Origin of the sequence: Streptomyces sp. NPDC047028, assembly GCF_040644095.1 — a bacterium.
Lineage (GTDB): Bacteria > Actinomycetota > Actinomycetes > Streptomycetales > Streptomycetaceae > Streptomyces.
In genome coordinates this window covers 1-26,146 of record NZ_JBEYVS010000034.1, presented here as the reverse complement: position 1 = coordinate 26,146, position 26,146 = coordinate 1, and the positions used below count along the sequence as shown (strand labels likewise).

The following is a 26,146-nucleotide window of genomic DNA, read 5'->3' as shown; positions in this document are numbered from 1 at the left end:
CATGGCCCCTACGCACTACCCGACGGCGTGGGACGATCCAGCCTCCCGCCGTGCCTGGACGAAGCTCATCGGCTGCGCGGTGCTCGGCCAGATTCTGTGGGTGGCTGCCTGGGTGGGCCTGCTGGCGTCGTACGTCATCCTGTCAGCCACGTGGACGCTGTGGCTCTTCTTCGTGCCGTTGCTTTACACGTTCTACCGAGTCTTCCTGCAGCGCATCTACATCGGCACCGCGCTGCACGCGCGCCGTATCCTGCGTGAGCACCCTTGGCAGGTCTTCGAGGACCTGGCCAGCGACGTCGGCAACCTCCCGGGAGTCCGTCCCGGTTATGTGTGGCTACAACTCCCTGACCCTCAAGCACCGACTGAACACGTGACGATGGTGATGCATTCTCACGTGAGGTCGATGTGGTGGGGACGCTTGAGTAAACGCGCCTCTCCCCACCGCAAAGTCCAGGTCCGCCAGATCTGGTTCGCCGGGGATCCGAGGGTCGCCGGGGTGATCGCGGTGCCCGGGCCTCGGCACTTCTATGTCCTCACCCAGACCGTCAAGAACAGCACGAACCCCGAATCCCGGCCCGAGGAATCAATGGAGTTGTGATCGCTCCTCGCCGTGGACTAGGACTGCACCATGACTGGACTCGGTGCTGTCTTCCGGCCGCAACTGCCCCCAGAACGCCTTCGTGCGGTAGCCGAGCTCGCTGATGGCGTCGGTCTCGAAGAGCTGTGGCTGTGGGAGGACTGTTTCCGGGAGGGCGGGGTCTCGACGGCCGCCGCCGCGCTCGCGTGGACCGAGCGGGTGCGGGTCGGGGTCGGGCTGTTGCCCGTCCCGCTGAGGAATGTGGCGGTCACCGCGATGGAGGCAGCCTCGCTGGAGCGGATGTTCCCGGGGCGGGCCATCCTCACCCTCGGGCACGGAGTGCAGAGCTGGATGGGGCAGGTGGGAGCACGTGCCGCCTCACCGCTCGGCCTGCTGGGCGAGCACCTCGACGCTCTGCGCGCCCTGTTGCGCGGGGAGCGCCTCACCGTGAGCGGGCGGTACGTCACCCTGGACGCCGTCGCACTCGACTGGGCACCGCAGCGTCCGGTCGAGGTGTTCGCCGGGGGCACCGGACCCCGCACACTCCACCTCTCCGGGGCCAAGGCCGACGGCACCCTGCTCACCGCCGCCACATCCCCGGCCGGGGTGCGGGAGGCCCGGCGGATCGTCGATGAGGCGCGGGGGGCGGCCGGTCGCGACGGGGCTCACAAGGTCGTCGTCCATCTGCTGACCGCCACCGGTGCCGGTGCCGCCGAACGGCTCCGTGCCGAAGTCGTCGCCGAAGGACTGGAGACGGTGCCGGGCCTGGGTATCGCCGGAGACGCGGCCGCTGTGGCCGAGGCCGTGCGGCGACTGGCGGAGGCCGGCGCCGACACCGTGGTTCTCCAGCCGACCGGCGACGAGCCCGACCCGGAGGGATTCGTACGGTTCGCCGCCGAGGACGTCCGGCCCCTGGTGCCGTAGACCGGCGGTCGCAAAAGGATACAAACGGACCGTCGTGGACGGGGCGCGGTGGACGCCGTCGTGCGTGGGCGGTGTGAGGATGAGAGGTATGGCCGAGTCGCGCTCCTTCGCGGAGCTTGTCGCTGAGGGAGCCTCCGTACCCACCGAGGGGTGGGACTTCTCGTGGTTCGAGGGGCGGGCCACCGAGGCCCGGCCCTCCTGGCAGTACGCGCGGTCGGCGGGGCGGCGGCTCGCCCGCGCGCGGGCCGCGCTGGACGTCCAGACCGGGGGCGGGGAAGTGCTCGACTTCGCCCTGGGGTGCGCCGAGCCGGAGCGCCCGCTGTCGGTCGCCGCCACGGAGGGGTGGGCGCCCAACGTCGCCAAGGCAACCGCGCTGCTGCGGGCGCGGGGCGTGCTGGTCGTGGCCGCACCGGACGACGCGCCGTTGCCGTTCGCCGACGGGGCCTTCGACCTCGTCCTGAGCAGGCATCCGGTCGCCCCGCACTGGGCGGAGATCGCGCGTGTGCTGCGGCCGGGCGGGACGTACTTCGCCCAGCACGTGGGGCCCGCCAGCGTGTTCGAGCTGGTGGAGTGGTTCCTCGGACCGCAGCCGGAGGCCGTGCGCCGGGCCCGGGATCCCGAGCGGGAGCGCGCCGGGGCCGAGGCGGCGGGGCTGGAGGTCGTGGAACTGCGGTCCGAGCGGCTGCGGATGGAGTTCCACGACATCGGCGCAGTCGTCCACTTCCTGCGCAAGGTGATCTGGATGGTGCCCGGCTTCGGCGTCGAGGCGTACGAGTCCCGGCTCCGGGCGCTGCATGAGCGCATCGTGGACGAGGGGTCCTTCGTGGCCCACAGCACCCGGCACCTCTTCGACGCCCGTAAGCGCACCGACGCCTGACCGTGCCGCCCAGTAAACCCCGCGTCCGCAACGTGACGCGATGACCGAAATCGACCTTCACGGTTTCCACATCGTTATCGGCCGTGGTTCACATCCGCCACATCGTTCACGTAAGTTCAAACCAAGGTAATTCGCGTGAGCAAAGCCGCGCGGCGGCACCGCGCGGTGGAGGGGGCTGCGCGGTGCCGCGACCCCGCCGGACCCGGCCCGGGGAGCGTCAAGTCATCGTTCGCTGACCGGGTAGCCCGTCGGAGGGACCCCCGGACAACTCGCCGGGTATTCCCCAGGGCGGCGCAAACCCTCTGGTTCCCGTACCGGACGGCCGTATCTCCCTGGGAATCCGCTGTGAACCGGCCATGAGACACCCCTGATCGCGGTGCTCCGCGCTCACCTGGGCGTCGCTGGGCGACTTCGGAGAGTAGTTGTGCCACGCCGATGCACGCGTCATCACTTACGAAGGGTTATGGTGGAAACCCCCCCTCGGGCCGGTCCGTCTCCCCCCCCACGGACCGGCCCGTTTTTTTGCCCGGACCCGGGAACTGTCGCGCGGCGCCCGAGCATCCCTACCCACGAGGCATGGAGCCGTCTCCACGGGCGACGGCGCGGCCCCTGACCGGACCCCGCCCGCACCAGCGGTAGGCTCAACGGCTCCGGCATCCAACCCGGCGGCCGACCCGGTGCCCACACCGGCGACCGACCCGGCATCCAAACCCCTGCGCACCCCCCGGAGGGCCTCGTGAACCTGCGCGACAAGCTGCGCGGCCTGCTCGTCAGGCTCTACGCCCGCCGGGTGGAAGGTCACCTGGACCACGCGTCGGTGCCCAAGCACATCGGCGTCATCATGGACGGCAACCGCCGCTGGGCGAAGGCCTCCGGGTCCAGCACCGTGCACGGACACCGGGCCGGCGCAGACAAGATCGGGGAGTTCCTCGGCTGGTGCTCGGAGACGGACGTCGAGGTCGTCACCCTCTGGTTGCTGTCCACGGACAACTTCGACCGCGCCGCGGACGAGCTGGTCCCGCTGCTCGGCATCATCGAGGACGTCGTACGCTCCCTCGCCGCCGACGGGCGCTGGCGCGTGCACCACGTCGGCACGCCGGACCTGCTGCCCGCCGGGATGCAGCGCACGCTGAAGGAGGCCGAGGAAGCCACCGCCGACGTCGCCGGAATAGTGGTCAACGTGGCCATCGGCTACGGCGGCCGCCAGGAGATCGCCGACGCCGTGCGCTCCATGCTCGCCGACGCGCACGACCAGGGCGTGTCGATGGAGGAGCTCGCCGATTCCGTCGACATCGACATGATCGGCCGTCACCTCTACACCGGCGCCCAGCCCGATCCCGACCTGGTGATCCGCACCAGCGGCGAACAGCGGCTGTCCGGTTTCATGCTCTGGCAGACGGCCCACTCCGAGTACTACTTCTGCGACGTCTTCTGGCCGGCCTTCCGCAAGGTCGACTTCCTGCGCGCCCTGCGCGACTACGCCGCCCGCCACCGCCGCTACGGCGGCTGACCGGCACCCGGCACCCGGGCTGGGCGCGGCGGCCCCCCCGCCGGGTAACGAGGAGTTCACCGGCTCGCTGTTGGCCGTATTTGCATGGTCGTGCGCGTTCGAGGGCATAAGCCAGTCAGGTCGACACCCGAACCACGGGCGTCGTATCTCAGCGGGCGGCACGGGGCCGTCCGCCCGGGAGGCCCTTTGCACGAGCCCTGCCGTGCGGTCACTGCACGGAAGCAGCCGGGGAGGGCCGGTCCACGGCCCGCCACGTGCGAAGGCCGTTCACCGGTCCAGCTCCGCTTCGTCGCTCCCCGACCTCATCCGAGGGGGTACGTCCTTCCGTGGTGACCAGCACAAAGCGCCACAAGCCAGACCGGCGCACCTATGTTCTCGACACCAGCGTCCTGCTGGCCGACCCGAACGCCCTGACCCGCTTCGACGAGCACGAGGTCGTGCTCCCCATCGTGGTGGTCACGGAGCTGGAGGCCAAGCGGCACCATCCGGAACTCGGCTACTTCGCCCGCCAGGCCCTGCGCCTGCTGGACGACTACCGGGTGAAGCACGGTCGCCTCGACGCCCCCATCCCCATCGGGGAACTCGGCGGGACCATCCGTGTCGAGCTCAACCACTCGGACCCCAGCGTGCTGCCCACCGGCTACCGCCTGGGGGACAACGACTCCCGCATCCTCGCGGTGGCCCGGAACCTGCAGGCCGAGGGGTACGACGTCACCGTCGTCTCGAAGGACCTGCCGCTCAGGATCAAGGCGTCGTCCGTGGGCCTCCTCGCCGAGGAGTACCGCGCGGAACTCGCCATCACGGACACCTCCGGCTGGACCGGGATGTCCGAACTGACCCTGCCCGGCGAACAGGTGGACGTCCTCTTCGAGGAAGGGCACGTGTATGTGCCGGAGGCCGCCGGCCTCCCGGTGCACACCGGCCTGACCATCCAGTCCGAGCGCGGCAAGGCGCTCGGCCGGGTCACCGCCGACGGCAACGTCCGTCTGGTGCGCGGCGACCGGGAGGCGTTCGGCATCAAGGGCCGCAGCGCCGAGCAGCGCATCGCGCTCGACCTGCTGCTCGACCCGGACGTCGGGATCGTGTCGATGGGCGGCCGGGCCGGCACCGGAAAGTCGGCGCTGGCGCTGTGCGCGGGCCTGGAGGCGGTCCTGGAGCGCCGTCAGCACCGGAAGGTGATGGTCTTCCGGCCGCTGTACGCGGTCGGCGGGCAGGAACTGGGCTATCTGCCGGGCAGCGAGGCGGAGAAGATGAGCCCGTGGGCCCAGGCCGTCTTCGACACGCTGTCGGCCGTGACCTCCCGCGAGGTCATCGAGGAGGTCACGTCGCGCGGCATGCTGGAGGTCCTGCCGCTCACCCACATCCGCGGCCGTTCCCTGCACGACGCGTTCGTCATCGTCGACGAGGCCCAGTCGCTGGAGCGGAACGTGCTGCTGACCGTCCTGTCCCGCATCGGGGCGAACTCACGGGTCGTTCTGACCCATGACGTGGCACAACGGGACAACCTGCGCGTCGGGCGCTACGACGGTGTCGTCGCCGTCGTCGAGAAACTGAAGGGACACCCGCTCTTCGCGCATGTCACGCTGACCCGGTCCGAGAGGTCCCAGATCGCGGCCCTTGTGACCGAAATGCTCGAAGACGGTCATATCTAAGGACGTATCCAAGGGCGTGGGTGATACGTCCAGTTGGCGCCGTCCGGTGAAGGCGAAGAGCCTAGCCGGGCGGCGCCGTCGCGTGTGGCCGTTTCCGAAAACCCCCTGGGCCAAACCGGGTGTGACCTTTCACACGCAACTCGGAATTGCCACTCGGCGCCGGGTTACGGCAGAGTCTCATTCCTGTCAGGCCCCGCATACGGCACACCTGTACCCCCAGCGGTACGGCACCACAGAGGTAACACGTCAACTCCATAGCGTCGCCGTATGCCGCCCGTGCACCACGCGGCGCTCCCCGCAGGGGAGTTGCCCACCGGGCCCGCGCCTCCCGTGACCCCGCAGTTGGGAGGCCAGTGCCAGGGGCACGATTGCGTCCGCCAGGGTCACCGAAGCGGACGATGCTGGAAGGAACCCGTGTGAGCCGGATCTCGGTCCGGGGATTCGCAGTGGCCTCGGCCACCGCGGTCACCGCTGTCGGAAGCGTCGTCGGTGTTGCCTCGGGCAGCACCATGCACAACAACGACGCAGAGGCGACGGCAACCGACGCCACGCTCCTCGCAGACATTCCCGTCGGCCAGCAGGCGCAGGTGCAGACCGCGTCCCTGACGCAGCAGGCCGACTCCCAGGCCATCGCGGCCGACGCGAGTGCCAAGAAGGATGCCGAGGAGGCGGCCCGCAAGGCGGCCGCCGAGACCGCGGTCGCCAAGAAGGCGTCCGCCGAGAAGGCCGCGAAGGAAGCCAAGGAGCGCATCGAGGCGAAGAAGGCGGCCAGCCGCAGCGCCAGCCGCGACTCCTCCAGCTTCCCGGTCCAGAGCAGCTACTCCGTGGCGCAGATCCAGGCGATGGCCCGTCAGATGGTGGCGGGCGGCCAGTTCCAGTGCTTCAGCAACATCGTGGACCACGAGTCCAGCTGGAACTACCACGCGGTGAACGCGTCTTCCGGTGCGTACGGGCTGTTCCAGGCTCTGCCCGGCTCCAAGATGTCCTCTGCGGGCGCCGACTGGCAGACCAACCCGGCCACGCAGATCAAGTGGGGCCTCAACTACATGAACAGCCGGTATGGCAGTCCCTGCCAGGCTTGGTCGTTCTGGCAGGCCAACCACTGGTATTAGCATCCGCTGGTTCGGTCGATCGGTCATCCGCGGGCCGGATGTGGCTGGTCGCGCCCACCCGGCGGAGCCGCATATCCAACGCAGTCCCGCGCCCCTTACGGGGCGCTCAACCTTGTGAAGCCCCTCCCCGTCTTCTGTGGGAGGGGCTTTCGCACTGTACGGTCGGGGGCGGACCAGGATGCGCGGGGGAAGAGGACGGACCATGTCGCGAGTGCCAGGGTGGCTGGGCCGGCTCGGAGCCGGACTCACCGACATCAGTGAGCGCCTGGACGAGCGCCGCGCGCAGGCCGAGAAGGAGGAGCGGACCGCCTCCGGACCGGTCGGCGAGGACCCCGTCGCCGACCCGGTGCCGCCCGTCCACCGGACCACGGTGACGGTGGGGCCGCGCCCCGACCCGGCGCAGGCCGTCCCCTGGGGCGTGCGGGTCGCCGCCGAGGCCGGCTGGCGGCTGCTGGTCCTCGCCGGGACCGTGTGGGTGCTGATGCGGATCATCAGCGCCGTTCAGCTGGTCGTCTTCGCCTTCGTCATCGCGCTGCTCGTCACCGCGCTGCTCCAGCCGACGGTGGCCCGGCTCAGGCGCCGCGGCGTGCCGCAGGGTCTGGCGACCGCGCTGACCGCCATCTCCGGGTTCGTCGTCATCGGCCTGATGGGCTGGTTCGTGACCTGGCAGGTGATGGAGAACATCGACACGCTCTCCACCCAGATCCAGAGCGGCATCGACGACCTGCGTAACTGGCTGCTGAAGAGCCCGTTCCACGTCACCGACAAGCAGATCAACCAGATCGCGAAGAACCTCCGCGAGGCGATCGGGGCCAACACCGACCAGATCACCTCCGCGGGCCTGGAGGGCGTCCAGGTCATCGTCGAGACCATGACCGGCATCCTGCTGGTGTTCTTCTCGACGGTGTTCCTGCTCTACGACGGCCGGCGCATCTGGCAGTGGACGCTGAAGCTGGTGCCCGCTGCGGCCCGCCCCGCCATGGCCGGTGCCGGTCCGCGCGCCTGGCGCACGCTGACGGCGTACGTCCGCGGCACGGTCCTCGTCGCCCTGATCGACGCGATCTTCATCGGCCTCGGAATCTACTTCCTGGACGTGCCGCTGGCCGTCCCGCTGGCCGTCTTCATCTTCCTGTTCTCCTTCATCCCGCTGGTCGGAGCGGTCGCCTCCGGGGCGCTGGCGGTCGTGGTGGCGCTGGTGACGCAGGGCGTGTTCACGGCGGTCATGACCCTGGCGGTGGTGCTGGCCGTGCAGCAGATCGAGGGCCACATCCTGCAGCCGTTCATCCTGGGCCGCGCGGTCCGCGTCCACCCGCTGGCCGTGGTCCTCACGGTGGCCGCCGGCGGCCTGGTGGCCGGCATCGGCGGCGCGGTGGTGGCCGTACCGCTGGTGGCGGTGACGAACACCGTGGTGGGCTATCTGAAGAAGTACTCGGAGGCGCAGGGCCTTGAAGGGCCGCCACCGGCCGCGGCCTTTGAGGTCGCGGCGTCCGAGGACGCGGCCGTCCCGGGCGAGCGGACCGCGGCTGACGCGGATCCCGGCGAGGGCGCTTTGAACGACGAGAGCCCCGCCCACCAGGGGTGAGCGGGGCTCCGCGGCGGCTACGGCGGCTCAGTCGGCCAGTACCGCCTCCGCGTCGAGGGTGACGCCGACCGCCTGGACCACGGACGCGATCTTGAACGCCTCCTGGATCACCTCACGGTCGACGCCGGCCTTGCGCAGCACCTGCTCGTGCGAGTCCAGGCACAGCCCGCAGCCGTTGATGGCGGACACGGCGAACGACCACAGCTCGAAGTCCACCTTGTCGACACCGGGGTTGCCGATGACGTTCATCCGCAGGCCGGCCCGCAGGTTGCCGTACTCGTGGTCGGACAGCAGGTGCCGGGTGCGGTAGAAGACGTTGTTCATCGCCATCACCGCGGCGGCGGACTTGGCGGCCGTGTACGCCTCGGGCGTCAGGTTCGCCTTAGCCTCCGGCTCCAGCTCGCGCAGCACGATCGCCGAGCGGGAGGCGATCGCGGTGGCGAGCACCGTCCCCCACAACTGCTGGGCCGGCAGGTCGGAGTTGCCGATGACCGAGCCGAGGTTGAGCTTGAGGTCCTTGGCGTAGTCGGGGACGCGGGACTTCAGCGAGTCGAGCGACATGGGTCACTCACCGGCCAGCAGCGCGACCGGGTCGAGCGTCTCGTCGCCCTTGCTCCAGTTGCACGGGCACAGCTCGTCGGTCTGCAGCGCGTCGAGGACCCGCAGGACCTCCTTGGGGTTACGGCCGACGGAGCCGGCGGTCACCATGGAGAACTGGATCTCGTTGTTCTGGTCCACGACGAAGACGGCACGCTTGGCGAAGCCGTCCTCGCCCTCGATGCCGAGGGCGCGCATCAGCTCGTGCTTGGCGTCCGCCATCATCGGGAACGGCAGGTCGCGCAGGTCGTCGTGGTCCTTGCGCCAGGCGTGGTGGACGAACTCGGAGTCACCGGAGAAGCCGAGGACCTGGGCGTCGCGGTCCGCGAACTCCTCGTTCAGCTTGCCGAAGGCGGCGATCTCGGTCGGGCACACGAAGGTGAAGTCCTTGGGCCACGCGAAGATCACCTTCCACTTGCCCTCGTAGGTCTTGTGGTTGATCTCCTCGAACTCCTTGCCCTTCTCCAGCGAGACGCAGGCGGTCAGTTCGAACTCGGGGAACTTGTCACCGACAGTGAGCACACGCTCTCCTTGCAGCTAGGAATAGCCCCTTTTGGGAGCGTCTTCCTGTGGGTTGGACGGAATCGATGTTGGCACAGGGTGCATTGATTAGTGAAATAGCTACACTCGGTCGAGTTGATCGGAGGTAGCTATCAGTGACTACGGGTAGCGGGAAGCGGAGGCAGCCGAGCCTCTCCCAGTTGCGTGCCTTCGCCGCCGTCGCCGAGTACCTGCACTTCCGGGACGCGGCGGCCGCCATCGGGATGAGCCAGCCCGCGCTGTCCGGGGCGGTCTCGGCACTGGAGGAGGCCCTGGGTGTGACCCTCCTGGAGCGTACGACGCGCAAGGTGCTGCTCTCGCCCGCAGGCGAGCGGCTGGCCGTACGGGCGAAGGCGGTGTTGGACGAGGTCGGGGCGCTCATGGAGGAGGCCGAGGCGGTGCGGGCCCCGTTCACCGGGGTGCTCCGGCTCGGCGTCATCCCGACCGTCGCGCCCTACCTGCTGCCGACCGTGCTGCGGCTGGTCCACGAGCGGTACCCGGACCTCGACCTCCAGGTGCACGAGGAGCAGACCGCGAACCTCGTCGACGGCCTGTCCTCGGGCCGGCTGGACCTGCTGTTGCTGGCGGTCCCGCTGGGAATGCCGGGTGTCACCGAACTCCCCCTCTTCGACGAGGACTTCGTGCTGGTCACCCCGCTCGACCACTGGCTCGGCGGCCGCGAGGGCATCCCGCGCGCGGCCCTGCGCGAACTCAACCTGCTGCTCCTGGACGAGGGGCACTGCCTGCGCGACCAGGCCCTGGACATCTGTCGCGAGGCCGGCCGCAAGGACGTCCCGGTCACCACCACGGCCGCCGGGCTGTCGACGCTGATCCAGCTCGTCGCCGGCGGCCTCGGCTGCACCCTGCTGCCGCGCACCGCGCTGAAGGTGGAGGCGACCCGCAGCAGCCATCTGCTCACCGGCTACTTCGCCGATCCCGCGCCCAGCCGCCGCATCGCCCTCGCCATGCGCACCGGCGCGGCCCGCGGCGCCGAGTACCACGAACTGGCGGCGGCCCTCCGGGAGGCGCTACGGCCCATGCCGGTCAGGGTGGTGGAACAGCGGGAGGGGTGAAGGGCCCCCGCTGTGGTCCCCGCGCGATCCCCGCGTGGTCCCCTCGCGGGAGAGCCCTCCACCCCTCGTGACCCTCGTGCCGCTACTCCGTGCGCAGCCCGTCCGGGCGCATCAGGCGGAACAGGGGCGGCAGGCTGAGGGCGGTGACCGTGAAGACGACGGCCGCGCCGATCCCGCTCATCGTCAGCACGCTCGGCCAGTCCACCGACACCGTCGCCCCCACCATCTTCAGCAGCACCAGGCCCAGCGTCAGGCCCACGGCGGCGGCCAGCAGCAGGCCCAGCGCGATCGGGATCGCCGTCTGCCACAGCACCGACAGGCCCAGCGTGCGCCGCCGGGTGCCGAAGGCGACCAGCGCCGAGAGGAGTTTGCGCCGATCGCGCAGCTGCTCCAGCTGGGAGACCAGCAGGCTCGCCCCGATCAGTGCCAGCACACAGGTGGCGCCGGCGAGCAGACCGGTGCGGATGGAGGTGAACTTGCGGGCCTGCTCGGTGGCCGCCCACACGGTCGCGTCCGACAACGGGTCGATCGCGGCCGCGGTGTTGCGGGCGTACTCGTACACGTCCGGTACGGACGTGTCGAGCGACAGGTACACCGTCGAGCTGATGAACGGCGCCGCGCTGTGGGGCAGCGCGGACGGGGTCAGCAGGATTCCGCCGAACACGATCCCGTCCGGGGCGGTGATCGCGCGGGCCTGCTTCAGCCCGTGCGGCACGGTCCACTCGACGTTCGGGCCCTCGCCGACGCCGTAGTCGGTGGAGAGGTGGAGCGCGCGCCCCGGCTTGGCCAGCTTCGCCACGTCGGCGTCCGAGACGTACGACTGGTCGGCCCCCTTGAGCGTGAAGACGTCCCCGTCCTTGCAGGAGGGCAGGTCGGCCACCGTGCGCAGCGCGGTGCAGTCGCCGATGGTCAGGGGCACCGAGGTGCCCGGTCCCTTCTTGCTGTGCCAGCTCCGTACGGCGGCGTCCGAGCCGGCGAGAGCGGTCGCCTTGCGTACGCCCTTCGTGGCGGCCAGCTTCGCCTGCGCCGCGGCCATGGACGTGCCGCGTACCAGGTTGACCTGCATCTGGGCCTGGGAGACGTCCTTGCCGGTCTCCTTGGTGTAGTCGCTCTCGACGCCCGCGAACACCATCTGCAGGGCGATCGCGCCGGCCACCGCGACCGCGACCCCGTTCACCATGCGGGCGGCCGTACCGCTGCTCAACTGCAGCCGTCGTACCGCGAGTTGCCAGGCGACCCCGCCCGGACCCAGGCGGTTGACGACCGCCTCCACGATCCACGGCAGCAGCGCGGTCACCCCGATGAGCAGCAGCAGGACACCACCGATCACCAGGTACTCGTTGAAGTTCCCGTTGTCCCGGCCCTGGCCGATCATCGGGGACAGCATCGCGAGGCCGGCCAGCGGCAGCAGCAGCCGCCACCACAGCCGGCGGCGCGCCTGCTTCGCCGTACGGACCACGCCCAGCGGCTCGATGACGACCCCGCGCAGCGCGAACAGCGTGACCAGGACCGCCGCCGCCGGCACGGCGACCGCGACCAGCGCGGCCAGCGCGGGCGTGGGGTTGAGATAGCTGGGGAACACGCTGATGTCCATGATCTCGACGGAGCCCGCGAGTTCCCGGCCGAGGAGGAAGAAGACCAGCCCGAAGACCAGTCCGACCAGCGATCCGCCGAGCGCCTCGCCCGCCGCGATCCGCCGGGTCATCCGGCTGTCGGAGCCGACCAGCCGCAGCGCGGCCAGCCTGCGGTCGCGCCGCTCGCCGCCGAACCGTACGGCCGCCGCGATGAACACGGCCACCGGCATGAGGAGGACCACGAAGACGACCAGGACGAGCAGGATCAGCACCGGATCGGCCCGGTCCGACGACGACGGCTGCGGGTTGCCGAACTCGGTGATCCGGGCGGTCTGCCAGCCGTTGATGCGCGACGCCAGGTTCTTCGCGCCCGCATAGTAGGCCAGTTCGTGCGAGCCGATGAGACCCGGCTCCCCGATCGTGCCGACCACGCGGTACGGCAGCCGCTCACGCAACAGCGTGCCGTCACCGGAGTCGAGCAGACTCTTCAGCGCGGGGGAGACCACCATCTCGCCCGGCGCCGGATACGCCGACAGGCCCGGCGCGAGCGGTGCGCGCGGCCCCTCGGGCTCCACCAGCCGGCCCCGCACGTCCTTGCCGTGGTACGTGGTGTTCGCGTCCGAGATCACCAGGGTGTCGTCGGACTTCACCACGTGCTTGCGGCCGTACGTGTAGTCGAGCCGGGCCTGGTCGCGATCGTGCCGTACCGCCAGCGCGTTGGGGATCGCGGTCGTCAGCAGCAGCAGCGCCACCCCCAGCCCCACGCCCACGGCCGTCAGCAGGACCCGTACCCAGCCCTCGCGCCCGCCGGTGAAGGCGAACTTGGCCCCCATGCCCAGGTCCCGGGACCACTGCCGGATGCTCATACGGCCCGCTCCATGTCCCGCGACTTGCCGTCCCGTACGACGATCTCGCGGTCGGAGTAGGCGGCCACCCGGGCCTCGTGGGTGACGAGGACGACGGCGGCGTTGGTGGAGCGGGCCGCGTCGGTCAGCAGCTCCATCACGCGCTCGCCGTTGAGGGAGTCCAGTGCGCCGGTCGGCTCGTCCGCGAACAGCACGCGCGGGCTGGTGACCAGCGAGCGGGCGACGGCGACCCGCTGCCCCTGGCCGCCGGAGACCTCACCGGGCCGCTTCTTGGCGAGGTCGTCGACCTCCAGTTGCTCCATCCAGCCGAGCGCGGTCCGTTCGGCCTCCTTGCGGGAGGTGCCGTTCAGCCGCAGCGGCAGCGCCACGTTCTCCACGCAGGTCAGCTCCGGCACGAGCTGCCCGAACTGGAACACGAACCCGAACTCGGAGCGGCGCAGCGCACTGCGCTCGGCGTCCCCCATCGTGGCCAGCTCGCGGCCGGCGTAGGTGATGGAGCCGGAGTCGGGCGGCACGATCCCGGCGAGGCAGTGCAGCAGCGTCGACTTGCCGGACCCGGAGGGGCCCATCACGGCGACGACCTCGCCGGGGTGGATGGAGAACTCGGCGCCGTCGAGGGCGACCGTCGGGCCGTAGGCCTTGCGCAGGTCCTCGGCGGACAGCAGAGAGCCGGGGGGAGGGGTCATCGGGCCACCGCCTCACGGAGCTTGTCGAGCCGGGCGGCGGTCAGTTCCAGCCAGCGCAGGTCGGCCTCCAGGTGGAACAGGGCGTGGTCGCAGATCAGCTGGTCCGCGAGGTCGCCCCGGCGCTTGCGGTCGGTCAGGATCCGCATGCTGCGCAGGTGTTCGGCCCGCTGGGCGTCGAGGATGTCCGCCGCGTCGCGGTGGGTGAGGAGCGCGAGGACGACCTTGGTGTAGAGGGCCGACTGGAGGTACTCCTCCGGCTTCTCCGGTGTCGCGAGCCAGCGCTCGACGTCGGTGATCCCGGCGTCGGTGATGGCGTACCGCTTGCGTTCGGGGCCGCCGCCGGCCTCGATCCCGTCGACCTCGACGAGGCCGTTCTTCAGCAGGCGGGACATCGTCGAGTAGACCTGGCCGTAGTGCAGCGGCCGGTCGTGACCGAACTTCTCGTCGAAGGCCCGCTTCAGGTCGTAGCCGTGGCGCGGGCCGGACTCCAGGAGCCCCAGGAGGGTGTGACCGATGGACATGACAGCACTCTACACACGGTGTATACGCGGGATGTATACGCGCAGTGCTTAGACCCTGGCGGTGGGTACGGCCCCGCAGGTGGGGGCCGATTGTCACGGTTCCGAAACAGGCGGGCGCCCGCGGCGGGGCAGGGGACCGGTCTCCTTCGGCAGTCGGCCCGCGTCCGCCAGCGCCCGGCGCAGCAGGAACTCGATCTGGGCGTTGGCCGACCGCAGCTCGTCCCCGGCCCAGCGGGCGAGCGCGTCGTACACCGACGGGTCCAGCCGCAGCAGCACCTGCTTGCGCTGCCGCGGCCGGCGCCCCGGGGCCTCCTCGGAGGGGGCCGGTGAATCCGTCACTGGTACAGGGTCCCGGTGTTGAGGACCGGCTGCGGCGCCCGGTCCCCGCACAGCACCACCATCAGGTTGGACACCATCGCCGCCTTCCGCTCCTCGTCCAGCTCCACGATCCCCTGCTCCGCGATCCGGGCGAGCGCCGCCTCCACCATGCCGACCGCGCCGTCGACGATCTCCCGCCGCGCGGCGACGACCGCGCCGGCCTGCTGTCGCTGGAGCATCGCCGAGGCGATCTCGGGAGCGTACGCGAGGTGGGTGAAGCGCGACTCCACGATCCGCACCCCGGCCGCCTCGACCCGGGCCTGCAGTTCGACGGCCAGCTTCTCGGTGATCTCCTCGGCGTTGCCGCGCAGCGAGAGGCCGTCCGTGTCGTGGGCGTCGTAGGGGTACTCGATGGCGATGTGCCGCACGGCGGTCTCGGTCTGCGTGGCGACGAACTCGGCGTAGTCGTCCACCTCGAACACGGCCTGGGCGGTGTCCTGGACCTTCCAGACCACGACCGCCGCCAGTTCGATCGGGTTGCCGTAGGCGTCGTTGACCTTCAGGACGGCCGTCTCGTGGTTGCGGACCCGGGTGGAGATCCGGGTGCGCGAGGTGAAGGGGTTCACCCAGCGCAGGCCGTCCTGCCGGATCGTGCCCCGGTACCGGCCGAAGAGCTGGACGACCCTCGCCTCGCCCGGCGCGACCGTGTTCAGTCCGCGCATGGCGATGACGGCCGCGAGGAAGACCAGGACGCCGGCCGGGATCAGGCCGGCCTTCGCGCCGGCGGAGCCGGTCGACGCCGCCGCGGCGAGCAGGGCGACGGCGGCGCCGATCCCGATCAGGCCGAGCAGCAGGGCGAGGCCGCCGCCGATGCTGTGGGCGGTGAACTCCCGCACCCGCGGGGCGGGCATCTCGGGTACGTCGGCGGTGGCGGTGGCGTCGGTGCCGGGTGCGGACATGGGGGTCCCCGTTCTCGTGGCGCCGGGCCCAGGTCCGGCCCGGTGAGATCTTAGCTTCGTTCTAGCTAAGTGATAACACTTTACCCCGCCGAAGCAACCCTCGAACCCCGTCAGTCGTCGGTTCCCTCGGAGTAGGTGCTGATTGTCACGTCCGTAAAAGAGCGGATCGGGCGTCCTTTGTCATATAGACGGGTGTTAGTTTTCGGAGCTGACCCGAAGCTGACCACTGAGACGGAAGCGGAGCGTAGGGACTCATGGGACGAGCGGACGACAGACGAGCGCGACAGCGTGGTGGCCGCCGCGCGGCGCCGAAGCGCCACCGCTCCGGATCCACGGCCCCCGCGGGCACCCCCTCCGCCCCGGCCGGCCCTCCCGGCTCCCCCACCCGGGCCGGCCGCAGGGCCGCCGGCAAAGCGGCGAAACCGGCCAAGGGCCGAATACGCCGGCTCTTCACCTGGAAAAAGATCCTCGGCACGTTCCTCGGGCTCTGCCTGCTCGGCATCGGCGCCTTCATCGCGCTGTACATGATGGTCGACGTCCCCAAGGGCAACGCCGCCGCACAACGCCAGAGCAACGTCTACAAGTACAGCGACGGCACGATCCTGGCCCGCCAGGGCGACACCAACCGCGAGATCGTGGACCTGTCCAAGGTGCCGCGCAAGGTCCAGCTGACCTTCGTCGCCGCCGAGAACAAGACCTTCTACCACGACAGCGGCGTCGACCTGCGGGGCACCGCCCGCGGCCTGCTCAACACCCTCTCCGGCAAGGGCAAGCAGGGCGGTTCGACGATCACCCAGCAGTACGTCAAGAACTTCTACCTCAACCAGGACCAGACCGTCACGCGCAAGCTGAAGGAACTGGTCATCTCACTGAAGGTGGACCGCGAGAAGTCCAAGGACGACATCCTCGCCGGCTACATCAACACCAGCTATTACGGCCGCGGCGCCTACGGTATCCAGGCAGCCGCCCAGGCCTACTACCGCGTCGACGCCGACAAGCTGTCGGTCGCGCAGGGCGCCTACCTCGCCGCGCTGCTCCAGGCCCCGAGTGAGTACGACTGGCAGGCCGCCTCGCCCGCCGGTAAGAAGCTGGTGAAAGCCCGCTGGAACTACGTCCTGAACAACATGGTGGAAGAGGGCTGGCTGCCCAAGGCCGACCGCGACGCCATGAAGTTCCCCATACCCAAGGAACCCAAGGGCGCCCCCGGCCTCGGCGGACAGAAGGGCTACCTGGTCAAGCTCGCCAACCAGCAGGTCGAACAGCAGCTGATGCAGCGGGACGGCCTTACCCAGCAGCAGGCCGAGAGCGCCGTCGAGGACAACGGCTGGACCATCACCCTCAACGTCGACCGGAAGAAGCAGGCCGCGCTGGAGAAGGCCATGAAGAGCCAGCTCACCAGCAAGCTGGACAAGAAGAAGCGCAAGGTGGACGGTGTCGTCGAACCCGGCGCCGTGTCGGTGGACCCCAAGACGGGCCACATCGTCGCCCTGTACGGCGGTCAGGACTACTACCACCACTACACGAGCAACGCCACGCGCGAGGACTTCCAGCCCGCCTCGACGTTCAAGCCGGTCATCCTCGCCGCCGCACTGGAGCAGAACGCCGTCACGCAGGACGACAAGCCCATCCGGGCGAACACGATCTACGACGGCACCAGTGGCCGCCAGGCCGTGGACCACGGGCGCAAGGTCGGCTTCGGTCCGCCGAACGAAGACAAGGTCAACTACGGGCCCATCACCGTCCAGAAGGCCATGGACGACTCCGTCAACTCCGTCTTCGCCCAGATGGGTATCGACGTCGGCATGACCAAGGTGATGGACACGGCCAAGCAACTGGGCATGGACACCACGGGCATGCAGCCGGTACCCGCACAGACGTTGGGCTCGATGGGCGCCAGCCCGCTGGAGATGGCCGGGATCTACGCCACCTTCGACAACCACGGCAAGAAGGTGACCCCGACCATCGTCAAGTCGGCGGAGAAGAAGGGCAACTCGGTCGAGATGCCCGACCCGATCGGGAACCAGGTCATCAGCGCCACGGCCGCCGACACGGTGACCTCGGTGCTGACCGGCGTGGTCGACGACGGTACGGCCAGGGTCTCGGTGGCGAACAACCCGCTGCGCAAGGGCCAGCAGGTGGCCGGCAAGACGGGTACCTCGGACGGCAACAAGTCGGCCTGGTTCACCGGCTACACGCCCGACCTGGTCACCTCGGTGGGACTCTTCGGTGAGCAGGACAAAGCGCCGTTCGCGCACGTGAGCATGACCGGTGCCACCGGTCTCATCCCGGGCAGCGGCCGTATCAACGGCGGTGGCTACCCCGCGAAGATCTGGGCCGCCTACACCTTCGGCGTCACCGACAAGGCCAAGTTCGACCTGAACACCGACCAGGGCGCGGCCGTCGAGCCGTCGGACAGCCCGAGCATGAGCCAGAGCCCGTCCCAGACGCCGTCGCAGACGCCGTCGAGCCACCCGCCGGCGTCCCATTCCCCCTCGCAGTCGCCGTCGCAGTCGCCGAGCCAGTCCCCGTCGCAGTCGCCGAGTCAGTCGCCCTCGCAGTCGCCGAGCCAGAGCCCGGGCGGCGGCCCCAGTGGTCCCGGCGGCGATACCGGCGGCGGGGATCCGGGCGGCGGCCCCGGCGGCCTCCCCGAGCCGCCCGGCCTCAGCGGGCAGTAGCGGTCCGGCACACACGTCAGGGGCGCCCGGTGAACACCGGGCGCCCCTCTTCGTCGTACAGCCGGAACCAGGCCGCTCAGCCCCGGTTCAGCTCGAACCACACCACCTTGCCGGTGCTCAGCCGGGTCGCGCCCCAGCGGCGGGCCATCTTGTTGACCAGGTACAGGCCGCGGCCGCCCTCGTCGGTGGCGCGGGCCTGGCGCAGCCGGGGCAGCTGGGGCACGTCGTCGCCGACCTCGCAGCGCAGCACATCGGTGCGCAGCAGGCGGAGCGTGACCGGCCGGGAGGCGTAGCGGACGGCGTTCGTCACGACCTCACTGACCAGCAGCTCCACCGAGTCCGACAGCTCCTCCATGCCCCAGCGGTCCAGGGCGCGCCGGGCCAGCCGGCGGGCCCGGCCGGGGGCCGCGTCCTCCGGTTCCAGCGTCCAGTACGCCACATCGCTCGGCGCGATCCCGTCGAAGCGGGCGGCGAGCAGCGCGATGTCGTCGTCCCGGTCGCCCGGCCCGAGCATGTCCAGCACCTCGTCGCACAGGGCTTCCAGCGGCGGCGGATGGTCCGGGCCGGTCAGCTGCGCGGTCGCGGCCAGCTTCTCCCGCAGTTGCTCTATGCCGGTCCACACGTCCCTGAGGCGGGACTCCACCAGGCCGTCGGTGTAGAGGAGCAGGGTGGCCCCGGCGGGCGCGTCCAGCTCGACCGCCTCGAAATCGACCCCGCCGACGCCGATCGGCGCGCCCGGCGGCACCCGCAGCACCTCGGCCCGGCCGCCCAGGTGCAGCAGGACGGGCGGCGGGTGGCCGGCGTTGGCGATGGTGATGCGGTGCGTGACCGGGTCGTAGACGGCGTACAGGCAGGTCGCCATGCGGTCGGTGCCCAGGCGCTGCGCCTGCTCGTCGAGGTGGTGCAGCACCTCCTGCGGGGGCAGGTCGAGCCCGGCCAGCGTCTGCGCGGTGGTGCGCAGCTGGCCCATGATCGCCGCCGAGGTCATGGAGTGGCCCATGACGTCGCCGACGACCAGGGCGACCCTGCTGCCGGGCAGCGGGATCGCGTCGTACCAGTCGCCGCCCACGCGCGCGGTCTCCGCCGCCGGCAGGTACCGGGAGGCCAGCCGGACACCGGTCGGCCGGGGCAGGGTCTCGGGCAGCATCGTGCGCTGCAACTCGTCGGCGATGTACGCCTCGCGGCCGTACAGCACCGCCTTGTCGATGCCGAGCGCGCTGTGCGTGGCGAGCTGCGCGGCGACCAGCAGGTCGTCCGCCTCGAACGGGGGCCGCTCCGGGCGGCGCAGGAACAGCGCCGCGCCGATCACCCGGCGCCGGCCGCGCAGCGGCGCGAGGATGGCGTGCTGCCCGTCCGGTACGACGGCCTCGCCGCCCTCGCCGAGCAGTTCGGGCAGCGCGTCCCGGGCGGCGGGCACGTCCGCGAACACCGGCCGCACCCCGCGCAGCACCTCGTTGAGGGCGCCGCCCGGCCGAACCTCGCACAGCTCGGCGGTCACCGCCGACAGCTCCGCGAGCGCCGCCAGCTCCGAGGACTCCGTCTCGGGCGCCGGGGGCAGCAGGAAGCCGCCCTCGGTGTCCCGGTCCTCCGGGATCCGGTCGGTGCGGCGCAGCCGCAGCACCACCGGACCCGTGGGCCGCTCGTCCCCGACGGGCAGCGGGTCGCGCAGATAGACCAGGATCGCGTCCGAGAAGGTCGGCACGGTCGCCCGGCACAGGCCCATCACGATCTCGTCCAGGTCGATCCCGCGGGCGATCCGCCGGGTCGCGGCGCCCACGAACCTGAGCCGGTCCCCGTCCCGCCGCATCGGCATCGGCCGCCCGCGCGGCAGCCCCCGCCCGGTACGGCGCTCCGGCCCGCCCGGCGCCCGGTCCTGCTCGGCGCCCGGCTGCGGCGGTATGCCCTCCGGCGCCGGACGCGGCCGGGGGGTGTCGGGCTCGGCGGTGTCGGGCTGGGCGTGCTCGGGGCCGTTGACTTCGGGCTCCTTCCCCTGGCGGCAGGGCGTGGTCTGGTGCGGCCCGGGGGGCGTCTCACCCGCCCTGGCCTGGGCCGGCAGTGCGGTCGCGCCGAGCGGCTTCGGGGAACGCAGGAGCGCCCCGCGGGCCTCCGCGGGGTCGACGCCCGGCTGCGGGCGCTCGTAGGAGGAGGTGGAGTGCTCCGTCACGCGTGTCGAATCCATCCGTCCGGGGCTGCGCGCCGCGCGCGCAGTTGGTCCCGCAGGAATCCCGATACCCGGAATGCGTGCCCCAGGAACGGAATTCCCGCGTGGTCAGAGGTTGTTCCTGTGCCCCCGGCGAACCGACCCCGGTCCGCCGCGGTGTTGCCCTCGTGCCCCTCGCTCACGTCCTGCCGCCCCTCGGTGACGTCTGGTCAGGCCCGGCCCTTGTTCCGGGAGTTGTGGCCGACTGCTCTTCCGGAGGACGATCCTACGGTTGTGGGCCGGGGGCGCATCAAGGGTCTCATGAGGACACATGCGCGGGCGTACGGTCCCAGTCGTCCGGCAGAGACGGTACCGCCCAGGACGGGTCCGGGCGCCAGTGCTGCCAGCCGTCCGAGAACGGCGGGCCCCAGGCGCGGATCACCTCCAGGGCATCCTGCCCGGCCGCCCGCACCCGCTCGGCGGTGGCCGCGTCCATCAGGCCGTCCCGCTGTGCCTGCGCGAACTCGTCCTCGTCCCGCCAGTGCCAACTGCGGTCCGGGTGTACGGAGATGTCCAGGAAGTAGTCCTCGGAGTCGACGCCGTCCGCCCAACGGGCCAGCGGCTGCTCCAGGTTGACGTACCAGTTCTTGAACCGCCAGCCCGGCTCCCAGAACAGCCACACCGACCAGGGCAGACCGGGCCGGGCGAGCTTGAGCACGCCGGTGCCGAACCAGCGGTCCCGCTGCACCGTGCGCGGCTTGGTGTAGCGGGACCGCAGCGGCTCCACGTGCACGGGGGTGCCGTCCGCGAGCACGGGCCTGACGCACTCGGTGCCGGGCGCCAGCCACACCGCGAGCAGCTTCTCGTCGTCCCGGACGACCGTGACGGGGCGCGCGATGTGGAAGCGCGGCCCGGCGTTCTCCCGGTACCGCCACAGGATGCTGCTCCCGGGCGCCCAGCGGGTCGCAGGGCGCGCGTCCACTCGTCTCATCGCTCCGTCGTCTGCCATGGACAGATATTAGGTGCCGGGGGCATACGACGCCGCGGTCCGGGTCACGGGCCGGAGGCTGGCCGGAAATGATCGCTCCGGCCCGCCGATCCGGTGCGTCCGTCACGGTCGGGCCGTCACGGCCGGGTCATCCGCAGGACGTCCAGCGCCTCGTCCAGCTGCTCCACGGTGAGGTCGCCGCGCTCCACGTACCCGCCCTCCAGGACGACCTCCCGGATGGTCTTCCGCTCGGCCAGCGACCTCTTGGCGACCTTCGCCGCCTCCTCGTAGCCGATGTACTTGTTCAGCGGGGTCACCACGGACGGCGACGACTCGGCGTACTCGCGGGTGCGTTCGCGGTCGGCGGTGATGCCGTCGATCGTGCGGTCGGCCAGCAGGCGGGAGACGTTCGCGAGCAGCCGGACCGACTCCAGCACGTTCTTGGCGATGACCGGCAGCATCACGTTCAGCTCGAAGTTCCCGGCGGCCCCGGCCGTGGCGATCGTCGCGTCGTTGCCGACGACCTGCGCGGCGACCATCAGCACCGCCTCGGGGACGACCGGGTTGACCTTCCCGGGCATGATCGACGAGCCGGGCTGCAGGTCGGGCAGCCGGATCTCGGCGAGGCCGGTGCGCGGCCCGGAGGACATCCACCGCAGATCGTTGGCGATCTTCGTCAGCCCGACCGCGATGGTCCTGAGCTGCCCGCTGGTCTCGACGACGCCGTCCCGGGCGCCCTGGGCCTCGAAGTGGTCGCGGGCCTCGGTGAGCGGCAGCCCGGTGCTCCGGGCGACCTCCTCGATCACCGCGGCTGCGAACCCCGGCGGCGTGTTGATGCCGGTGCCGACCGCCGTCCCGCCCAGCGGCAGCTCGGCCAGCCGGGGCAGCGAGGCGCGCAGCCGCTCCACGCCGTAGCGCACCTGGGCGGCGTACCCGCCGAACTCCTGGCCGAGCGTCACCGGCGTGGCGTCCATCAGATGCGTCCGCCCCGACTTCACGACGTCGGCGAACTCCTCCGCCTTGCGCTCCAGCGAGCCGGCGAGGTGCTCCAGCGCCGGGATCAGATCGTGGGTGACGGCGGCGGTGGCGGCGATGTGGATGGAGGACGGGAAGACGTCGTTGGACGACTGCGAGGCGTTGACGTGGTCGTTCGGGTGCACGTCCCGGCCGAGCCGCTCGCTCGCGAGGGTGGCGAGCACCTCGTTGGTGTTCATGTTGGACGACGTCCCCGAGCCGGTCTGGAACACGTCCACCGGGAAGTGCTCGTCCCACCGGCCCTCGGCGACCTCGCCGGCCGCCTGCTGGATCGCCTCGGCGACGTCCTTGTCGAGCACGCCGAGTTCCGCGTTGGCCTTGGCGGCGGCTCCCTTGATCCGGGCGAGCGCCTCGATGTGCGCGCGCTCGATCCGCTGCCCGGAGACGGGGAAGTTCTCCACGGCCCGCTGCGTCTGCGCCCGCCACTTGGCGTTCGCCGGAACCCGGACTTCACCCATGGAATCGTGCTCGATGCGGTATTCGGTCATACCGGGTACAGCACCCGCGACGGACGGGATGTTCCGACCCGGCGATCTCGCCCCCGCCGCCCCTACCCGTCCCGTCCTTCCGGGGGCTCCGCCCCCGGCCCCCCGCTCCGCAAACGCCGGAGAGGCTGAATCGCAGCCCGTCCGGCGTTCGAGGACGAGGCCGTTCAGGCCGAAGCGGGGGCCCGCCGCACCCGGGGTGCTACGCCAGCCCCGGTCCGCGCACCGGGATGTGCGTGAACGTCGGTTCGGGGGCGGGGTTCTGGAAGAAGTCGTTGCCCTTGTCGTCGACGACGATGAACGCCGGGAAGTCCTCGACCTCGATCTTCCAGACGGCCTCCATCCCGAGCTCCTCGTACTCGACGACCTCGACCTTCTTGATGCAGTCCTGGGCGAGGCGGGCGGCCGGCCCGCCGATGGAGCCGAGGTAGAAGCCGCCGTGCGTGCCGCACGCGTCGGTGACCTGCTTGCTGCGATTGCCCTTGGCCAGCATCACCTTGGAGCCGCCCGCGGCCTGGAACTGCTCGACGTAGGAGTCCATACGGCCGGCCGTCGTCGGCCCGAAGGAACCGGACGCGTACCCCTCGGGCGTCTTCGCCGGACCCGCGTAGTACACCGGGTGGTCCTTCAGGTACTGCGGCATCTCCTCGCCCGCGTCCAGCCGCTCCTTGATCTTGGCGTGCGCGATGTCGCGGGCCACGACCAGCGGACCGGTCAGCGACAGACGCGTCTTCACCGGGTACTTGCTCAGCTCGGCGAGGATCTCGTCCATCGGCTGGTTGAGGTCCACCTTGACCACGGAGCCGGACTCCTGAAGCTGCTCCTCGGTGGTCTCCGGCAGGAAGCGCGCCGGGTCGGTCTCCAGCTGCTCCAGGAACACGCCCTCCGCCGTGATCTTGGCGACCGCCTGGCGGTCCGCGGAGCAGGAGACGGCGATGGCGACCGGGCAGGACGCGCCGTGCCGCGGCAGCCGGATCACCCGGACGTCGTGGCAGAAGTACTTGCCGCCGAACTGCGCGCCGATGCCGATCTTCTGCGTCAGCTCGAAGACCTTGTCCTCCAGCTCCGTGTCCCGGAAGCCGTGGCCGAGCGCGGAGCCCTCGGTGGGCGCGTTGTCCAGGTAGTGCGCGGAGGCGTACTTGGCGGTCTTCAGCGCGTACTCCGCGCTCGTGCCGCCGACGACGATCGCCAGGTGGTACGGCGGGCAGGCGGCCGTACCCAGCGAACGGATCTTCTCCTCCAGGAACTTCATCATGGAGGCCTCGTTCAGGACGGCCTTCGTCTCCTGGTAGAGGAAGCTCTTGTTGGCCGAGCCGCCGCCCTTGGCCATGAACAGGAACTTGTAGGCGCCGCCGTCCGTCGCGTACAGCTCGATCTGGGCCGGCAGGTTGGAGCCGGTGTTCTTCTCCTCCCACATGGTGAGAGGGGCCATCTGCGAGTAGCGCAGGTTCAGGTTCTTGTACGCGTCGTAGATGCCGTGCGACAGGTGCGCCGCGTCCTCGCCCTCGGTGAGGACGTTCTGGCCGCGCTTGCCCATGACGATCGCGGTGCCCGTGTCCTGGCACATCGGCAGCACGCCCGCCGCCGCGATGTTGGCGTTCTTCAGCAGGTCCAGGGCGACGAACTTGTCGTTCGCGCTCGCCTCCGGGTCGTCGACGATGCGGCGGAGCTGGGCGAGGTGGGCCGGGCGCAGGTAGTGCTGGATGTCGTGGACGGCCTCCTCGGCCAGCTTGCGCAGCGCCTCCGGCTCCACCTTGAGGAACGTCCGCCCGTCCGGCCCCTCGACCGTCGAGACGCCCTCGGACGTCACCAGTCGGTAGGGGGTGGTGTCCTCTCCCTGGGGGAGCAGATCGGTGTACGCGAACTCAGGCATCTCAGCCCATTCCTCACTCTACGGACGGCGGCCCGCCGTCATTGGCGGGCCCCACCAGCGTAGAACCTGCCACCGACACGGAACCTGTGAGGTGAGGCTCAGTGCCGGCGCGGGGCTCTTCCGGCGCCGGGCCCGACACGCGCGGCTTGTCCACACCCCTAGTCGCGATCTATCGCGTTTGGGTACGCTGCTGTCGTGGACCTTCAGAAGCACGCCCGCCCCGAGGACACGGCGCCCGCGGCGCCCACCGCGCCCCGCGTCGCCGAGCTGCGCGCCTCGGACGCCGACCGTGACCGCATCGCCGACATCCTGCGCGAAGCCCTGGCCGAGGGCCGGCTGACCGCAGACGAGCACGCCGAGCGCGTGGAGGGGGTGCTGCACGCGAAGACCGTCGGTGAGCTGGAGGTCTTCATCCGGGACCTGCCGGCCGCCCACCAGGCCCCGCCCGCCCCCGCCTACACGCCGGTGCCGTCCCGCCCGACCCCCGGCGCGATCCCGGCCGAGGCCGACGCCAACGTGGTGGCCGTCTTCAGCAGCGCCATGCGCCGCGGCCGGTGGCGCGCCGGACGCCGGCTGCACGCGTACTCGGTCTTCGGCTCCGTCGAGATCGACCTCAGCGAGGCGATCTTCGAGTACCAGCAGGTCGTCATCAAGGCCGTCTCCGTCTTCGGCGACGTGCAGATCCGCGTCCCGGAGAACGTGTCGCTGCGCGGCACCGGCGGCGGCGTCCTCGGCAACTTCGAGGTGGACACGCTCGACTCGGTCGAGACCGACGCGCCCGTCATCTACGTCGAGGGGTGGGCCGTCCTCGGAAACATCGAGGCCCGGCCCAAGCGGGGCAAGGTCGTTTCGGACATCCTCGACCGCGCCCAGCGCACCGTCGAGAGAAAGCTGCGCAAGCACCTCGACCGTTGACTCCGGCGAATCAGGCCCCGGCCGGAACGATCGCCTCCTCCCGCACCACCAGCCGAGGGGCGTGAACAAGCCGCCGCGCAACCGCCGTTGGAAACGCTGTGCATGGGCCCGCGCACAGCGGGTAGACCTTGCTGCATCGTCGCTCACTCGCGAAGCCGTCGTCAGGAGTAGACCGTGCTGCAACCGCCGCATTCGTCCCTGCAGGTAGCCGCCGTTCCGGCCCAGCGGGTGCCCGCGCGCGACCGGGACCAAGACGACCCCTGGCACACCGAAGCGGTGTGCCGGCGCGACGAGGCCGGCCTCTTCTTCGCCCCGTCGAAGGAGCCCACCGCGGCCCGGCTGTCCCGCGAGGAAGCGGCCAAGCGGGTCTGCGCCCGCTGCCCCGTCATGGTGGAGTGCCGCGAACACGCCCTCCTCCAGCCCGAGCCCTACGGCGTCTGGGGCGGCCTCACCGCAGCAGAACGCCGAGTGGTCCTCGCCCGCCGCCGCCGCCGCGAACTGGAACTCCAGAACAGGCCGACGACCACCCGCATGGCGGGCTGAGCACCCCAGCAAAAAGGCGCCCTCCCCGCACGGAGGGCGCCTTTTCAATACCGGGCCGGCGTCGCGCCCCGAAGGGGCGCGGGGAACTGCGCGACAAGCCCAAACCCCGCGCAGCGACATGGCC

22 protein-coding genes are annotated in these 26,146 nt (G+C 70.8%); 11 read left to right on the top strand and 11 right to left on the bottom strand.

The features are described from left to right. The first annotated feature begins 1 nt into the window (after position 1). The 7 genes from ABZ854_RS26965 to ABZ854_RS26935 all read left to right on the top strand — a co-directional run bounded on the left by ABZ854_RS26965 (position 2) and on the right by ABZ854_RS26935 (position 8,234). A complete protein-coding gene (locus tag ABZ854_RS26965; protein WP_361215304.1) occupies positions 2 to 598 on the top strand; it encodes a hypothetical protein in 597 nt (198 codons plus the stop codon). A 30-nt stretch (positions 599 to 628) separates the two neighbouring features. After that, positions 629 to 1,501, top strand: coding sequence for an LLM class flavin-dependent oxidoreductase (locus ABZ854_RS26960; protein ID WP_361215302.1), 873 nt, complete (start codon positions 629 to 631; stop codon positions 1,499 to 1,501). An 88-nt stretch (positions 1,502 to 1,589) separates the two neighbouring features. Beyond that, complete coding sequence (locus ABZ854_RS26955; protein WP_361215300.1) at positions 1,590 to 2,378, top strand: class I SAM-dependent methyltransferase; 789 nt, start codon at positions 1,590 to 1,592, stop codon at positions 2,376 to 2,378. A gap of 736 nt (positions 2,379 to 3,114) precedes the next feature. Beyond that, positions 3,115 to 3,888, top strand: a complete 774-nt coding sequence (locus tag ABZ854_RS26950; RefSeq protein WP_361215298.1) for an isoprenyl transferase — start codon at positions 3,115 to 3,117, stop codon at positions 3,886 to 3,888. A 326-nt stretch (positions 3,889 to 4,214) separates the two neighbouring features. Beyond that, entirely contained in the window at positions 4,215 to 5,540 is a 1,326-nt protein-coding gene (locus ABZ854_RS26945; RefSeq protein ID WP_361215296.1) for a PhoH family protein, read from the top strand. A 416-nt stretch (positions 5,541 to 5,956) separates the two neighbouring features. Then, a complete protein-coding gene (locus ABZ854_RS26940; protein WP_206739253.1) occupies positions 5,957 to 6,652 on the top strand; it encodes a transglycosylase SLT domain-containing protein in 696 nt (231 codons plus the stop codon). A gap of 202 nt (positions 6,653 to 6,854) precedes the next feature. Then, positions 6,855 to 8,234 (top strand): AI-2E family transporter, encoded by a 1,380-nt coding sequence (locus ABZ854_RS26935; protein ID WP_361215294.1) that lies wholly within the window; start codon positions 6,855 to 6,857, stop codon positions 8,232 to 8,234. A gap of 27 nt (positions 8,235 to 8,261) precedes the next feature. On the opposite strand, the gene ABZ854_RS26930 is transcribed toward ABZ854_RS26935, so the two are convergent. After that, a complete protein-coding gene (locus tag ABZ854_RS26930) occupies positions 8,262 to 8,795 on the bottom strand; it encodes an alkyl hydroperoxide reductase (protein WP_361215292.1) in 534 nt (177 codons plus the stop codon). A gap of 3 nt (positions 8,796 to 8,798) precedes the next feature. Then, positions 8,799 to 9,353, bottom strand: a complete 555-nt coding sequence (locus ABZ854_RS26925) for a peroxiredoxin (RefSeq protein ID WP_361215290.1) — start codon at positions 9,351 to 9,353, stop codon at positions 8,799 to 8,801. Between the two features lie 134 nt (positions 9,354 to 9,487). On the opposite strand from ABZ854_RS26925, the gene ABZ854_RS26920 reads away from it, so the two are divergent. Continuing rightward, on the top strand, positions 9,488 to 10,444 hold the full coding sequence (locus ABZ854_RS26920; RefSeq protein WP_361215288.1) for a LysR substrate-binding domain-containing protein: 957 nt from the start codon (positions 9,488 to 9,490) through the stop codon (positions 10,442 to 10,444). Positions 10,445 to 10,526: 82 nt separating this feature from the next. On the opposite strand, the gene ABZ854_RS26915 is transcribed toward ABZ854_RS26920, so the two are convergent. The 5 genes from ABZ854_RS26915 to ABZ854_RS26895 form a co-directional block, all read right to left on the bottom strand. Continuing rightward, the gene (locus ABZ854_RS26915) at positions 10,527 to 12,884 is read right to left on the bottom strand and encodes an FtsX-like permease family protein (protein ID WP_361215286.1); all 2,358 of its coding nucleotides are present in this window, start codon (positions 12,882 to 12,884) and stop codon (positions 10,527 to 10,529) included. After that, entirely contained in the window at positions 12,881 to 13,570 is a 690-nt protein-coding gene (locus ABZ854_RS26910; protein WP_361215284.1) for an ABC transporter ATP-binding protein, read from the bottom strand. Before ABZ854_RS26910 ends, ABZ854_RS26915 begins: the two co-directional genes overlap by 4 nt. Beyond that, positions 13,567 to 14,091: a PadR family transcriptional regulator gene (locus ABZ854_RS26905; RefSeq protein ID WP_361215282.1), complete on the bottom strand. Its 525-nt coding sequence runs from the start codon at positions 14,089 to 14,091 to the stop codon at positions 13,567 to 13,569. Before ABZ854_RS26905 ends, ABZ854_RS26910 begins: the two co-directional genes overlap by 4 nt. Positions 14,092 to 14,184: 93 nt before the next feature. Then, positions 14,185 to 14,430: a hypothetical protein gene (locus tag ABZ854_RS26900; protein ID WP_361215280.1), complete on the bottom strand. Its 246-nt coding sequence runs from the start codon at positions 14,428 to 14,430 to the stop codon at positions 14,185 to 14,187. Further along, positions 14,427 to 15,368: an SPFH domain-containing protein gene (locus ABZ854_RS26895; RefSeq protein ID WP_361215278.1), complete on the bottom strand. Its 942-nt coding sequence runs from the start codon at positions 15,366 to 15,368 to the stop codon at positions 14,427 to 14,429. The genes ABZ854_RS26900 and ABZ854_RS26895 overlap by 4 nt, the downstream gene beginning before the upstream one ends. Positions 15,369 to 15,622: 254 nt before the next feature. Between ABZ854_RS26895 and ABZ854_RS26890 the strand changes: the two genes are divergently transcribed. Then, the gene (locus ABZ854_RS26890) at positions 15,623 to 18,043 is read left to right on the top strand and encodes a transglycosylase domain-containing protein (RefSeq protein WP_361215276.1); all 2,421 of its coding nucleotides are present in this window, start codon (positions 15,623 to 15,625) and stop codon (positions 18,041 to 18,043) included. 76 nt (positions 18,044 to 18,119) lie between these two features. Here the strand turns inward: ABZ854_RS26890 and ABZ854_RS26885 are convergent, their stop codons facing one another. The 4 genes from ABZ854_RS26885 to ABZ854_RS26870 form a co-directional block, all read right to left on the bottom strand. Beyond that, positions 18,120 to 20,222, bottom strand: a complete 2,103-nt coding sequence (locus tag ABZ854_RS26885; protein ID WP_361215274.1) for a SpoIIE family protein phosphatase — start codon at positions 20,220 to 20,222, stop codon at positions 18,120 to 18,122. Between the two features lie 280 nt (positions 20,223 to 20,502). After that, positions 20,503 to 21,192, bottom strand: a complete 690-nt coding sequence (locus tag ABZ854_RS26880) for a DUF402 domain-containing protein (RefSeq protein WP_361215272.1) — start codon at positions 21,190 to 21,192, stop codon at positions 20,503 to 20,505. Positions 21,193 to 21,308: 116 nt separating this feature from the next. Then, complete coding sequence (locus ABZ854_RS26875) at positions 21,309 to 22,694, bottom strand: class II fumarate hydratase (RefSeq protein ID WP_361215270.1); 1,386 nt, start codon at positions 22,692 to 22,694, stop codon at positions 21,309 to 21,311. 199 nt (positions 22,695 to 22,893) lie between these two features. Then, on the bottom strand, positions 22,894 to 24,564 hold the full coding sequence (locus tag ABZ854_RS26870; RefSeq protein WP_361215268.1) for a fumarate hydratase: 1,671 nt from the start codon (positions 24,562 to 24,564) through the stop codon (positions 22,894 to 22,896). A gap of 195 nt (positions 24,565 to 24,759) precedes the next feature. On the opposite strand from ABZ854_RS26870, the gene ABZ854_RS26865 reads away from it, so the two are divergent. Continuing rightward, entirely contained in the window at positions 24,760 to 25,479 is a 720-nt protein-coding gene (locus tag ABZ854_RS26865) for a DUF1707 domain-containing protein (protein WP_361215266.1), read from the top strand. Between the two features lie 174 nt (positions 25,480 to 25,653). Next, positions 25,654 to 26,022 (top strand): WhiB family transcriptional regulator, encoded by a 369-nt coding sequence (locus ABZ854_RS26860; protein WP_129307024.1) that lies wholly within the window; start codon positions 25,654 to 25,656, stop codon positions 26,020 to 26,022. The last annotated feature ends 124 nt before the right edge of the window (positions 26,023 to 26,146 follow it).

Excerpts from the sequence above, each read along its gene's own strand:
- ABZ854_RS26955 (WP_361215300.1), top strand. The coding sequence starts at position 1,590 with ATGGCCGAGTCGCGCTCCTTCGCGGAGCTTGTCGCTGAGGGAGCCTCC.
- ABZ854_RS26915 (WP_361215286.1), bottom strand. The coding sequence starts at position 12,884 with ATGAGCATCCGGCAGTGGTCCCGGGACCTGGGCATGGGGGCCAAGTTC.
- ABZ854_RS26885 (WP_361215274.1), bottom strand. The coding sequence starts at position 20,222 with ATGGATTCGACACGCGTGACGGAGCACTCCACCTCCTCCTACGAGCGC.
- ABZ854_RS26895 (WP_361215278.1), bottom strand. The coding sequence starts at position 15,368 with ATGTCCGCACCCGGCACCGACGCCACCGCCACCGCCGACGTACCCGAG.
- ABZ854_RS26890 (WP_361215276.1), top strand. The coding sequence starts at position 15,623 with ATGGGACGAGCGGACGACAGACGAGCGCGACAGCGTGGTGGCCGCCGC.
- ABZ854_RS26910 (WP_361215284.1), bottom strand. The coding sequence starts at position 13,570 with ATGACCCCTCCCCCCGGCTCTCTGCTGTCCGCCGAGGACCTGCGCAAG.
- ABZ854_RS26935 (WP_361215294.1), top strand. The coding sequence starts at position 6,855 with ATGTCGCGAGTGCCAGGGTGGCTGGGCCGGCTCGGAGCCGGACTCACC.
- ABZ854_RS26960 (WP_361215302.1), top strand. The coding sequence starts at position 629 with ATGACTGGACTCGGTGCTGTCTTCCGGCCGCAACTGCCCCCAGAACGC.
- ABZ854_RS26965 (WP_361215304.1), top strand. The coding sequence starts at position 2 with ATGGCCCCTACGCACTACCCGACGGCGTGGGACGATCCAGCCTCCCGC.
- ABZ854_RS26880 (WP_361215272.1), bottom strand. The coding sequence starts at position 21,192 with ATGGCAGACGACGGAGCGATGAGACGAGTGGACGCGCGCCCTGCGACC.
- ABZ854_RS26875 (WP_361215270.1), bottom strand. The coding sequence starts at position 22,694 with ATGACCGAATACCGCATCGAGCACGATTCCATGGGTGAAGTCCGGGTT.
- ABZ854_RS26870 (WP_361215268.1), bottom strand. The coding sequence starts at position 24,564 with ATGCCTGAGTTCGCGTACACCGATCTGCTCCCCCAGGGAGAGGACACC.
- ABZ854_RS26905 (WP_361215282.1), bottom strand. The coding sequence starts at position 14,091 with ATGTCCATCGGTCACACCCTCCTGGGGCTCCTGGAGTCCGGCCCGCGC.
- ABZ854_RS26930 (WP_361215292.1), bottom strand. The coding sequence starts at position 8,795 with ATGTCGCTCGACTCGCTGAAGTCCCGCGTCCCCGACTACGCCAAGGAC.